Origin of the sequence: Methanococcus aeolicus Nankai-3 (genome assembly GCF_000017185.1) — an archaeon.
In the GTDB taxonomy this organism is placed as follows: Archaea; AGJL01; Methanococci; order Methanococcales; family Methanococcaceae; genus Methanofervidicoccus; species Methanofervidicoccus aeolicus.
In genome coordinates this window covers 21,716-34,054 of sequence record NC_009635.1, presented here as the reverse complement: position 1 = coordinate 34,054, position 12,339 = coordinate 21,716, and the positions used below count along the sequence as shown (strand labels likewise).

The window sequence follows — 12,339 nt, the reverse complement described above, 5'->3', positions numbered from 1 at the left end:
ACATACTTATCTACTAAAATACAAAAGTGAAATAAAAAAATAAAAAAAATTAAATATTGCTTAATTCCTCCAAATCAATCAATTTTTGTTCTCCTGTTTCCATATCTTTTATGGAAATTTTTCGTTCATTTAATTCTTTTTCCCCTATCATTATTACCTTACTAATTCCAACGGTATTGGCATAATTCAAAGCTTTATTTAATTTTCTATTCATTAAATCTACTTCTACAATTTTTTCCATTTCTCTTAATTTATCGGCAATGATTAAACATTCCTTTAAAAGTTTTTTATCTTTTTTAATTGGTACTATCAATATTCGTTTATCTTCAACTTCAAAATCGTCAATATTTAACATAATTCTATCAAATCCGTAGGCAAAACCTACCGCAGGCGTGGGAGCTCCCTCAAATAATTCTATTAAATTGTCATATCTACCGCCACCGCATACCTGCCGAGCTCCTTCTTTTTTACCATATACTTCAAATACCATTCCAGTATAATAGTCCAATCCCCTTGCTATTCCTAAATTTATAATATAGTTATTTCGTTTTACAAATTCCATAATTTCTTCTAAATTATTCAGTGCCTCAATTGATTTTGGGTAATTTTTCAATATTTCTTTTAAATTACCAATTACTTCCTCCACAGTCCCCTTTGAGTTTAAAACAGAGAATATAATATCTTTTATAATTATATTTTTGTTTTCCTCCAATTCAATTAAACATTTTTCTAAATTCTCATAATCTTCTTTATCGATTAATCGCCTTATTTTTAATTCTTCATCTTCTGTAAGCCCAAATTCTTCAAATACACCTTTTAAAACTCCCAAATGTCCTATGTGTATTTCATAATCCATATTTATTTTATTCAATCCGTCCATAGCTAAATTTATAACTTCTGCATCTGCTATGGGATTTTTACTACCCAATAACTCGCATCCCATTTGCCAAAATTCCCTATATCTTCCTGCCTGTGGCTGTTCATACCTAAAACAGTTGGCAAAATAAAATAATTTTTGAGGTTTCGGGAGATTTTTGAGCTCATTTATATAAAATCTAACCACTGAGGAGGTTATTTCTGGTCTAAGTCCCATTTCCCTATTTCCATGGTCTTTAAATACAAATAATTGTTTTCTTATGTCTTCCCCTGTTTTTTTAGATAATAATTCAAAATATTCAAATGTGGGGGTGTTTATCTCATTGAAATTATATGCCATAAATACGCTTTTTAATTTATTTTCAATTATTTTTCTTTTTTTCATTTCACTTGGTGCAAAATCTCTTGTTCCTTTTGGTCTGTTAAACATTATTCCACCTGTTCGGTTTGATATGATAAAAAATAAAATATATAAAATAAATATATAAAATAACCTACCCAAATCAAAGATTTGTGAATTCCGTAGGAATTAGATAATTTCCGAAGGAAATTATGGTAACTTACCCAATAGTAATATCCAAATATAATAACAACAATATAATATAAAAAATATAGAAAATTTCTAAAAAAATAATTTAAAATAGAATAATAAATATTTTATCTTAATCATATTTTATTTATTCTCTTCTTTAACTTCTTCATTTAATATTTCATTTATATCTTCTTCCATCATATGTCCTTTTACAGTTACTTTAACAGATTTTACTCCTTCAACTGCTTTGGTTACTTCCTTAGCATCTGCTGCCATCATCATAACACTCATACATCCGGGATTTGTTGGCATAAATTCAAATGAAACATTGTCCTCATCGTCAATTTCTATATTATGAACTAATCCCATCTCAACAATACTTATTCCCATATGTGGGTCTGCTACTTTTTTTAATGCTTCGATTATGTCCTCTTTTGAAACCATATTATTCACCACTTGCAAAATTTTATTATTTCATTTATAATTTAATATTTATTATTTTTATTATTTCATTTATGTGTTTTGGTTTTTATGGTGTTAATCTTTGCCTATCTCTTGGGAATAAAACACACTCCCTAATATTTTGCTGGCATGCCATAATCATCATAAGTCTTTCAATACCTACTCCCCAACCAGAGTGTGGGGGCATACCATATTTAAATGCCTCTAAGTATGTTCCAAATCCTTCTGGATTAAGTCCCATTCTTTTTATTCCCTCCACAAGTAAATCATATTTATGATTTCTTTGAGCTCCTGAGGATATTTCCAAATCTTTATACATTAAGTCAAAAGCCTTACATAATTTTGGGTTGTCCTCATTTGGCAATGTATAAAATGGTCTTATTTCAGTTGGCCAATCGGTTATAAAGTAAAATCCATCCATCATTTCTCCCAATGCCGCCTCTGCTGGTCTGGAGAAGTCTTCTCCCCATTCCATTTCAACACCTTTTGCATTTACCATATCAACAGCTTCGGTATATTCTATTCTTGGGAATGGTGTTTCTTGAACTTTTAAATCAATACCAAGTGTTTGGAGCTCCTTCTGATTATTATTATAGATATCGGTAAATGCGTTATTAATAACCTTTTCAAGTATTTCCATAGCATCTTTTTCGTCTGCAAATGACATTTCACAGTCAATTGAGATTGCCTCATTTAAATGTCTTCTTGTGTTGTGCTCTTCTGCCCTAAATATTGGTCCAATTTCAAATACTCTGTCAAATCCTGCTGCCATCATCATTTGTTTATATAACTGTGGGCTTTGTCCTAAAAACGCCTCTTTATCAAAGTATGATATTGGGAATAATTCTGTTCCTCCCTCTGTTGCACTTGCTACAAGTTTTGGGGTATCTACATCAATAAATCCGTTGTCATGAAAAGTATTTCTAATAGATTTTAATACCTCAGACCTTAATTTAAATAATGATTGTATTTTTGGTCTTCTTAAATCTAAAAATCTTTTATCCAATCTTGTATCAATATCTGCGGAAACCTTTTCCGATGGGTCCAATGGAAGAGGAGTATCTGCTTTGTTTAATATTTTTATTTCAATAGGAATTACTTCAAATCCAGCAGGTGCCTTTTCATTTGCTACAACTTTTCCTTTAATTGCCATTACATCTTCTTTTCCAAGTGATTTCGCCGTTGCAAATGTTTCTTCTGATACTTTCTGTTTTGGTGCTACTATTTGTATAGTTCCTTCCCTATCTCTCAATATAATAAATACTAATTTTCCTAATTTTCTTATAGAATGATTCCAGCCCATAATTATAATTTCTTGACCGTCCATTTCTGAATTTACTTCTGATGAATAATGTGTTCTTCTCCAATCGCCTAATGCATACATTTTATATCTCCTTATTTAGTTTTTATAATTTTATAATAATTTTATATTTTGATATTTGTATTATATATTTATTATTTATATATTTATTATTTTTTATTTGGATAAATTATTTCTTTTTCTGTGATTATTCCAGTAATTAATTCCGCAGGTGTGCTATCAAAAGCATAATTATACACAGAAACGCCTTCTGGCATAATATTTATATTGTTTATATATTTTACTTCTTTTTCGTCTCTTTCTTCAATTATAATATCTTCAATGCTATTTTCATAATCAAATGTAGAGTAGGGAGCTCCCACATAAAAAGGCACATTATGATATTTTGCCAACACTGCAAGAGAATATGTCCCAATTTTATTAAATACCGTATAATCTTTTAATATTCTATCTGCCCCTACAATTATTTTATCTATTTTTCCCATTTTCATTAAAAATCCTGCGGTATTATCAGTTATTACTTTAACAGGTATATTTTCATAATTTAACTCATAAGCCGTTAGATTTGCCCCCTGTAATCGGGGCCTGGTTTCATCTGCTATGACGCTGATTTTTTTGTTGTTATAGTGGGCAAATCTAATCACACTTAAAGCTGTTCCATATGCCGAAGTTGCCAAAGCTCCCGCATTGCAATGTGTTAAAATTGTATCTCCGTCATTTATTATTTTTTCCCCTATTTGCCCTATTTTTTTACATATTTCTATGTCTTCATTATGTATTTCTTTTGCTTCGTTTAATATTGATTTATTGTTTTTGTATGCTTCCATACATCTATCCAAAGCCCAAAATAAATTTACGGCTGTTGGTCTTGTGTTTTTTAACTCATTGTGTGCTTTTTCTATTAGACGAAAACCTTTGGTTTTCGTTGCTCGCTTGCTACCGCAAGCGATATTGTTGTTATTTAATTCAGCAAGTGCCATTCCATAAGCCGCAGATACGCCTATTGCAGGAGCTCCCCTAACAACCATATCTTTAATTGCAAATGCAACATCTTCATAGGTTTTACATACAAAATATTCCAAACTATTTGGTAGTTTTCTCTGGTCAATTAATATCAATTGATTTTTTTCATTATCCCATATTATAGGTCTTAAATCTTTCATAATATCATATCCATATATATTAATAATTCGTAAATCTTAAAATTCTAAACTAATTTTATTTCAGAACATTTTGGAGGTCCCATAATATAAATTGTTTAATCTTTTTTAATCTTTTCAGTGTGCTTACATTTTGGATAGTTGGAACAGGCTATAAATTCTCCAAATCTACCTTTTTTAATCACCAAATCCCCTCCACAGTCTGGACATTCACCAACTTCGTTTGAATTATCTGGTTTTTTCTTTTCCTTTGTTGTGCTTCCTTTTGTGGATTTCTTTTTGGTGGTTTTAGTTTCTGTTTTTTCTGTTTTGGTGGCTTTGGCATTGCTTTTACCATCTTTTTTAATCTTTTCAGTGTGCTTACATTTTGGATAGTTGGAACAGGCTATAAATTCTCCAAATCTACCTTTTTTAATCACCAAATCCCCTCCACAGTCTGGACATTCACCAACAACAGTAATTTCGGAATCTTCTTTCTTACTATGTAATTTTTCAGTGTATTTACATTTTGGATAGTTAGAGCAACCTAAAAATACACCATAAACTCCTTTTTTCACTGTAAGTGTTCCATCACATTTTGGGCATGGTTTTTCGCTTTTCTCCAATTTTTCCAATTCTTTTTTATCTTCTTCGGATATTTTTGAAGGACAATCTGTATTTACACAAAGTTTTTGATTATCAATTAATAACATAGGTTTTCCACAAACCTCACAAACTTCATTTGGTATTTTAATTCTTCCCTTGGCAGGTAATGGGTATGCAATGGTGCATTCTGGATAGTTAGAGCAACCTACAAATCTTCTTTTATTTTTTATTCTGATTATTCCCAAATCCCCTCCACATTCACATTTACCTATGGTTTGAAGTGTTTTATTTGTGGCATCTACTTTTTCAACCAATTCAGCCCCTATTTCTTTTTCCTTTTTCTTAACTTCATTAAGTATCGCCGTTAATTTCTTTTCGGCATCCTTTAAAACTGTTTCTTTTTTTATGGTTCTTTTTTGCAATCTATCCAATTTCTTTTCAAGCTCTCTTGTCATTTGCTCGTCTATAATCTCGGGACAGTATTTTTTAAGAACTTCTATTACTCCAATACCTAAATCCGTCACAGTTAAAGAATTATCCTCTATTAAGTAGCCTCTTTTTACCAATTTTTCTACAATGTCAGCTCGGGTGGATTTTGTTCCAAGCTCCCTATTTTCAAGCTCTTTAATAATTGAAGACATTGTATATCTTTTTGGCGGTTTGGTCTCCTTTTCCTCAATATTGATTTTTTCTACGACAATTTTATTATTTTTTCTTAGGGCAGGGAGCTCCGTCTCATCAAATTTAGTGAAATAATATATTTCATGCCAACCTTCTTTAATGGTTCGTGAGCCACTAAGTTTAAAAATCTCCCCTCCTATGTCCAACGATATATTGCTATATTCTCTTTCAGCATTATCCCAAAATACGGCAAGAGTTCTTCTTACAATTAAATCATATAATTTTTGTTCCTCTGGTGGGAGCTCCTCTTTTGGAGTATCCACAAAATGAATTGCGGGGTGAGCTGGGTCGTCCTTTTTCCCCTCAATAGGTTTCCTTCCTTCCTCAATTATAGATTTTGCGTATTTTCCATATATATTATGATTTACAACTTTATTTAATATGTCATTAATATAATTATCATCTTTTGGAAGTTTTTGGGAGCTTGTTCTTGGATATGAACAAATTGCCTTTTCATACAATTTCTGAGCGATTTCCTGAGTTTTCTTTGGTGAGAATTTAAATATTCTATGTGCCTCTCTTTGGAGAGCCCCCAAATCAAATGGCGGATTAGGTTTAATTGTTTTTTTAGTTTTTTTAACATTTGCTACAATTGCTTCCTTCTCGTCTTTTATTTTGTTGTAAATTGTGTTAGCTTCCTTTTCGTCCCAAAATTTATCTTTTTCATGTATTGCTATCAATCCATCTTTTAAATTTGCATCTATTACCCAGTATGGCACAGGCACAAATTTTCTTATTTCAAGCTCCCTATCCACTAAAAAAGATAATGCTGGACCTTGAACCCTCCCTGTACTCATTGTATGCCATCTATTGACTGACCTTATACATTGCATCAGTGCCACAGACATATTGATACCATAATACCAATCTAATCTATGCCTTGTATCCCCTGCATCAACAAGCCCAAAATCTATATTATCGGGTTGCTCATATGCTTTAATAATATCCTTTTTAGTAAGTGATGAAAATCTCATTCTTTTTGCGTTATCCTCATTACAACAATATCGTAGTGCATGATAACCTATTAATTCCCCCTCAATATCCCAATCCGAAGCAATATAATAATCATTTGATTTCTTAGATAATTTATTTAATGTATTTATGTATTTTTGAACATATTCCTTTCCTTTTATTGTAGAAGCTGGCACCCACCTTATATCAAAAATAGGATATCTCCCAAAGCTATTTCTTCCTTTATTTTTTCCTTTTTCGTCGGATTTTTTCTCCTCTAATGTATATAAATGACCAACAGCAGATGCTACAATTATTTTTTTTCCATTTCGTTCTATTTCATAATATGGAACCCCATCATTTGATTTCTTTTTAGGTTTTCCAAGAGCATCGGCTATTTTTTTTGATACATTCGGTTTTTCGCAGATTATTAAATCAGTCATGGTTTCACTATTTATAATATATTATATAATTATAATTTAGATTTATCTCGGCGGGAGCTCCCAAATATGCTCCCATAATAAATAATATGTAGTATAAAAATAAATGTATATATAATTAATTAGAATTTACATTAAATTATATGTAATTCTCTCTCTACATTATATATCATATAAATAAAAGGGGTGATAATATATGAAAATATTATTTAGGGGCGGAGCAATGGAAGTAGGTAGAAGTTGTATTGAAGTCAGAAGCGATAACAGCATTATATTATTGGATTGTGGAGTAAAACTATTGGAAGAGGATAATAATAAGAATAATAATCCCGAATATCCTGTATTTAATAAATTATATCCTAATGCAGTTTTTATATCTCATGCCCATCTTGACCATACCGGTGCTTTACCTGTGCTTCCCCATATGAAAATCAATTGTCCAATATATTCAACCCCTATGACACAGGATTTAACTAAGGAGCTCCTAAAAGATTCATTAAAAATAGGATTAATGGAGCATGGTCAAGTTCCATTTAATAAAGGAGACCTTAAAAAAGAAATACGACACCATAAAGATATAGAATATAAAAATATGGAACAATTCAGAGACTTTGAATTTACATATTATGATGCTGGACATATTCCAGGAAGTGCCACAATAGATTTAAATTATGAAAATGGCAAAAGAATAGTTTATACAGGAGATACAAGAGTTTCAAAAACCAGATTAGTAAATGGGGCAGATTTAAGTTATTGTGATAATGATATAAATGCCCTAATAATTGAATCTACCTATGGTGGAGAAAATCACCCTGATAGGGAGCTCCTTGAAAAAGAGTTTCTAAATAAGGTAAAGGAAACAGTGGAAAGAGGGGGAGTTGCTATAATACCAGTTTTTGCAGTAGATAGAAGTCAGGAAATACTATTGATGCTCAATGAAGTAAATTGGAGCGTTCCAATTTATTTTGATGGATTAGGTATAAAAATAACAAAAATTATGTTAAATCAAAATCCGTCATATCTTGAAAATCATGCAAAACTTAAAAGTGCGTTTCTAAGTACGCATAAAGTTAAAGAAGACCGAAAATATGTAATTGAAGATTTAAGGGAAAATGGCGGAATAATTGTTAGCACGGCTGGAATGCTCAGTGGAGGACCAGTATTAAATTATATAGATAACTTTTGGAATGACCCACGGAGCTCCCTGATATTGACAGGTTATCAAGTGAAAAATACGGCGGGACGAATTCTCCTCGATACTGGAAAATTCCCAATAGGAGAGTTATTTATAAAACCTAAATTTGAAGTGGCACAGTATGAATTTTCGGCACATGCCGACATGGATGAATTAAGAACAATTGTAAAAAAAGCAAATCCTGAAAATCTCATAATACAGCACGGGGAGGAAGAAAGTATAATGTTATTTAAAGAATGGGCAATTGAAAATGGATTTAATACGATTACTCCGCGATTAGGGGATAAATTAAAAATATAATTAGAGATACAATCAAATATAAAAAAATATAAAAAAATATAATATAAACAAAATAATATTATTATTCATCAGATTCCAAAATAGCATTTTTAATATTGAATTCTTTTCCGCCACTTATTTTTAGAGATAAACTTCCACATTCTGGACATTTTACTTCAAATTCATCATTTGCCGTTAATTCTCCCCTATATCCGCAATTATTACATGCAATATGTGGTTTTAAGAATTCTGCTTCAAGTTTGGCATCTTTACATAGTGTTCCCTCTGATGCCACTTCAAAGGCAAATTTCAACTGCTCAAAATTAATAAAAGTAAGTTCTCCGATTTCCAAATTTATTTTGGATACTTTTTTAACTTTATTAGCCTGTTCCATGTTTGTAATATGCTCCATTATGGCATTTACTATGGAAGTGGCATAAGATAATTCATGCATCTTAACACCTTAAAATTTAATAAAAAATATTATACACACATATAATGCATATAATCTATATAATATATTGTGTGTTTTTTCAAAGTTTTTTGTATTGTGCTCTATTTTATTAGGTCCAAGAACTTTTACCATTTTTATATATACTAAAAAAAATAGAATAATAATTTATTTATATTATTTTCCAACAGGTTTAAATTTATATCCGTATTTTATAACTCCATCTTTTCCCTCTTCGCTTATTCTTCTGAATGTAGCTTCAACAGGCATGCCAATTTCTATATTTTCAATTTCGTCATCGATTTGTGCAGTTATTTTTGCCCCTTCTTCCAACTCAATAATACCTATAACATAGGGAGCTCCCAATTCAAACTCTTTTGGTGGAGCAGATATTAAAGAATATGTATATATTTTACCTTTTCCGCTTAATTTATATGGTTCTATTTCCCCTTTTCTCCTACAATTTGCACATACATTTCTTGCAGGAAAATAAACAGTTCCACAGGTTTTACATTTTGTGCCTATTAAATTATATCTTTCGTCAAAATGCCTCCAAGTTCTTACTACCATCATATCACCTACTTATTTTTTTATTTATCCATTTATTCCATATTATTTTATTTCTCGTATTATTATTTTATTTTCGTTTAAATCCACTTTAATTATTTCAGAATTTTCAAATTCTTTTTTATCCCCAAATAAATCAATTGCTACAAGTGTATTTACTGCATCGGGCTTTTTTTCAATGGACATTATATCTTCCATTACAATTTTATCGTTTAAATAAAGATTAATATTACACATAATTACACCTAACATATAGTAAGTTCAATAACCGTCCTTATCTGTCCTAAATTATTTATTAATCTAATTTTAATGGCCTAATAATTTGAGTTTATTGTATGTCGCCTGAAAAAGACCGAAGATTGACTATATACTCTTTTCTTTATTATTTCCCCATATAATTTATAATATGATTTATCATTCTTAGTTTATTTCCTTTTATCTGAAATAATATGGGTGCATACCGTTCCACCAGTTCCCCCAACATTTGCCGTAATTCCATATCCATTATTTATTTGCACTTGCCTATTTTTACAATTTTTATCCTGTTTTAACTGCCAATATATTTCTCCCACCTGTCTTATTCCAGTAGCTCCCAAAGCATGTCCTGCTGCCTTTAAACCACCACTTGGATTTACAGTTACAAAATTATCATAATCAATTCTTATTTTTTCTTCTTGACCAATTACTGTTTTAGCCTCTCCTTTTTTACAGAAACCTAAATCCTCCAATAATATGAGCCCATTTATTGCAAAACAGTCATGAACCTCTGCAACATCTATTTTATTTGCATCTACACCAGCTAATTTATATGCCTGTTCTGATGCAACTTTTGCAGCATTAAGTGTAGTCATACTTTTTCTACTGTGTAGTGCTATTGTATCTGATGCCTGTGTTGAAGCCCTAATATACATTATTTCATCTTTTGGTGCATATTCTTCTGCTTTATCTGCATCACAAATAATAAGTGCCGCACCCCCATCTGAAACAGGAGAGCAGTGCATAAGTGTAAGGGGGTCAGCCACAGGCGAAGCATTTAAAACTTTTTCCAGCGTAGTTTTAAATTGAAATTGTGCATAAGGGTTTTTTGATGCGTTGTCATGAGCTATAACGCTCCACATAGATAATTCGTCAATTGTCATTCCAAATTCATACATATATCTTTTTGCCATCATGGCATATAATGATGGAAATGTTGCCCCAAAAAATGATTCCCATTCTTGGTCGGCTGCCGTAGCTATTGCCGAAGTAGCATCTTCAACATCTGTCATTTTTTCTACTCCTCCAGCTAAAACCACATCATGGGCACCACTAGCAACAGATAAATATGCACTTCTAATAGCTAAACTTCCAGATGCACAGGCGGCTTCTACTCTGGTGCATGGAATTGGATTAAATCCCGTGTAGTCGGCAATAAGCGAAGATATATGTTCCTGCCCTACAAACAAACCTCCACTCATATTTCCGATATACATGGCATCAATGTCGGCACCCTCAATATTTGCATCTATTATTGCATTTGCTCCAGCCTCTACAATTGTATCTCTAAAAGATTTATCCCATAATTCTCCAAATTTCGTTTGTCCATATCCTATTATAGCCACATCTCTCATTATTTCACCTTAATTTTAATATTGTTATATATTGCTATCCCTATATGTTAGATTATTATATTATTATATTGTTGTATTAAGATATATTTCTAATTTCTTTAATTAAAGTTTAATTCCTCCTCTGTATTTTAAATAAACCGAATAATTTACATATTTTTTATTTCCAAGTATTTCCATGGTTTTAAGAGCTTTATCCTTTACCTCTTCAATTCTATCCTTTACAGTCATATCAAAGGCATCACTACCAGAACCACTACCATAAGATACTACAAATATTTTATCCCCGTCCTTTGCATTGTCCAACACATTAGATAATCCCAATGGAACAGCTCCCGAATAGGTATTTCCTAAATATGGTGTTAAAAGTCCGTATTTATATTGTTCTTCGCTAAATCCTAACATTTTTGCCGCCCTTATATAGAATTTTCCATTTGGTTGGTGGAATACACAATAATCGTAGTCTTTTGCCGTAGTATCCATTTTTTCCATCATACCTTTTGCTGCACTTATAACATGCTTAAAGAAAGCCGGTTCTCCTGTAAATCTACCGCCATGTTTTGGATATGATTGTCCCTCTCTTCTCCAAAAATCAGGCGTATCTGTGGTAAATGAATATGTTTTGTTTATTTCTGCAATTAATTCTTGTTTTTTATTTCCTATAATATATGAGGCACCGCCTGCTGCTGCGGTGTATTCAAGTGCATCACCCGGAGCTCCCTGAGCTGTATCTGCACCAACTGCCATACCATAATCTATCATTCCACTACCTACAAGCCCCATGCACATTTGAATTCCTGCGGTTCCAGCTTTACAGGCGAATTCCAAATCTGCGGCTGTTAAATCAGGCGTAGCACCTATTGCCTCCGCCACTATTGAAGAAGTAGGTTTCACGGCATATGGATGACTTTCACTACCAACATAAACAGCCCCAATATCTTTTGCATCAATTCCTGCTCTTTTTAAAGCCCTCCTACTTGATTCAACTGCTATGGTTGCCGTATCCTCGTCTGGACCAGGAAGACTTTTTTCATTTACAATTAATCCGTTTTTTATGGATTCTGGATTTTTCCCCCATACGGCTGCTATTTCTTCTACTTTAATTCTATATTTTGGAATATGACTACCATAGCCTACAATACCTACTGTCATTTAATCACCTTTTATATAATTGTATAATTCAAAAAACAAAAACAAAAATATCTTATTTTATTGTATATTATTGTATTTAA

At 31.6% G+C, this 12,339-nt stretch carries 11 protein-coding genes; 1 reads left to right on the top strand and 10 read right to left on the bottom strand.

Features of this window, described 5'->3' with window-relative positions; genetic code table 11:
* Nucleotides 1–49: 49 nt before the first annotated feature.
* From hisS to topA, 5 genes are all read right to left on the bottom strand, one after another.
* Nucleotides 50–1,306, bottom strand: a complete 1,257-nt coding sequence (hisS, locus tag MAEO_RS00150) for a histidine--tRNA ligase (protein WP_011972755.1) — start codon at nt 1,304–1,306, stop codon at nt 50–52.
* A gap of 243 nt (nt 1,307–1,549) precedes the next feature.
* Nucleotides 1,550–1,852: a metal-sulfur cluster assembly factor gene (locus MAEO_RS00145; RefSeq protein WP_011972754.1), complete on the bottom strand. Its 303-nt coding sequence runs from the start codon at nt 1,850–1,852 to the stop codon at nt 1,550–1,552.
* Nucleotides 1,853–1,937: 85 nt separating this feature from the next.
* Nucleotides 1,938–3,254, bottom strand: coding sequence for an aspartate--tRNA(Asn) ligase (gene aspS / locus MAEO_RS00140; RefSeq protein ID WP_011972753.1), 1,317 nt, complete (start codon nt 3,252–3,254; stop codon nt 1,938–1,940).
* A gap of 86 nt (nt 3,255–3,340) precedes the next feature.
* A complete protein-coding gene (gene mtnA, locus MAEO_RS00135) occupies nt 3,341–4,354 on the bottom strand; it encodes an S-methyl-5-thioribose-1-phosphate isomerase (RefSeq protein WP_011972752.1) in 1,014 nt (337 codons plus the stop codon).
* A 95-nt stretch (nt 4,355–4,449) separates the two neighbouring features.
* Entirely contained in the window at nt 4,450–7,011 is a 2,562-nt protein-coding gene (topA, locus tag MAEO_RS00130) for a DNA topoisomerase I (RefSeq protein WP_011972751.1), read from the bottom strand.
* Between the two features lie 193 nt (nt 7,012–7,204).
* Between topA and MAEO_RS00125 the strand changes: the two genes are divergently transcribed.
* On the top strand, nt 7,205–8,503 hold the full coding sequence (locus tag MAEO_RS00125) for an MBL fold metallo-hydrolase (protein WP_011972750.1): 1,299 nt from the start codon (nt 7,205–7,207) through the stop codon (nt 8,501–8,503).
* Between the two features lie 61 nt (nt 8,504–8,564).
* Here the strand turns inward: MAEO_RS00125 and hypA are convergent, their stop codons facing one another.
* From hypA to MAEO_RS00100, 5 genes are all read right to left on the bottom strand, one after another.
* The gene (gene hypA / locus MAEO_RS00120; protein ID WP_011972749.1) at nt 8,565–8,936 is read right to left on the bottom strand and encodes a hydrogenase maturation nickel metallochaperone HypA; all 372 of its coding nucleotides are present in this window, start codon (nt 8,934–8,936) and stop codon (nt 8,565–8,567) included.
* 174 nt (nt 8,937–9,110) lie between these two features.
* Entirely contained in the window at nt 9,111–9,503 is a 393-nt protein-coding gene (locus tag MAEO_RS00115; protein WP_011972748.1) for a Zn-ribbon domain-containing OB-fold protein, read from the bottom strand.
* A gap of 42 nt (nt 9,504–9,545) precedes the next feature.
* The gene (locus MAEO_RS00110; RefSeq protein ID WP_011972747.1) at nt 9,546–9,737 is read right to left on the bottom strand and encodes a CooT family nickel-binding protein; all 192 of its coding nucleotides are present in this window, start codon (nt 9,735–9,737) and stop codon (nt 9,546–9,548) included.
* A gap of 188 nt (nt 9,738–9,925) precedes the next feature.
* Nucleotides 9,926–11,110, bottom strand: coding sequence for a thiolase domain-containing protein (locus tag MAEO_RS00105; protein WP_011972746.1), 1,185 nt, complete (start codon nt 11,108–11,110; stop codon nt 9,926–9,928).
* Between the two features lie 102 nt (nt 11,111–11,212).
* Nucleotides 11,213–12,259, bottom strand: coding sequence for a hydroxymethylglutaryl-CoA synthase (locus MAEO_RS00100; protein WP_011972745.1), 1,047 nt, complete (start codon nt 12,257–12,259; stop codon nt 11,213–11,215).
* Between the last annotated feature and the right edge of the window lie 80 nt (nt 12,260–12,339).

Bases quoted from the DNA above. Each gene is read 5' to 3' on its own strand.
- hisS (WP_011972755.1), bottom strand. From the start codon at position 1,306: ATGTTTAACAGACCAAAAGGAACAAGAGATTTTGCACCAAGTGAAATG.
- MAEO_RS00145 (WP_011972754.1), bottom strand. From the start codon at position 1,852: ATGGTTTCAAAAGAGGACATAATCGAAGCATTAAAAAAAGTAGCAGAC.
- aspS (WP_011972753.1), bottom strand. From the start codon at position 3,254: ATGTATGCATTAGGCGATTGGAGAAGAACACATTATTCATCAGAAGTA.
- mtnA (WP_011972752.1), bottom strand. From the start codon at position 4,354: ATGAAAGATTTAAGACCTATAATATGGGATAATGAAAAAAATCAATTG.
- topA (WP_011972751.1), bottom strand. From the start codon at position 7,011: ATGACTGATTTAATAATCTGCGAAAAACCGAATGTATCAAAAAAAATA.
- MAEO_RS00125 (WP_011972750.1), top strand. From the start codon at position 7,205: ATGAAAATATTATTTAGGGGCGGAGCAATGGAAGTAGGTAGAAGTTGT.
- hypA (WP_011972749.1), bottom strand. From the start codon at position 8,936: ATGCATGAATTATCTTATGCCACTTCCATAGTAAATGCCATAATGGAG.
- MAEO_RS00115 (WP_011972748.1), bottom strand. From the start codon at position 9,503: ATGGTAGTAAGAACTTGGAGGCATTTTGACGAAAGATATAATTTAATA.
- MAEO_RS00110 (WP_011972747.1), bottom strand. From the start codon at position 9,737: ATGTGTAATATTAATCTTTATTTAAACGATAAAATTGTAATGGAAGAT.
- MAEO_RS00105 (WP_011972746.1), bottom strand. From the start codon at position 11,110: ATGAGAGATGTGGCTATAATAGGATATGGACAAACGAAATTTGGAGAA.
- MAEO_RS00100 (WP_011972745.1), bottom strand. From the start codon at position 12,259: ATGACAGTAGGTATTGTAGGCTATGGTAGTCATATTCCAAAATATAGA.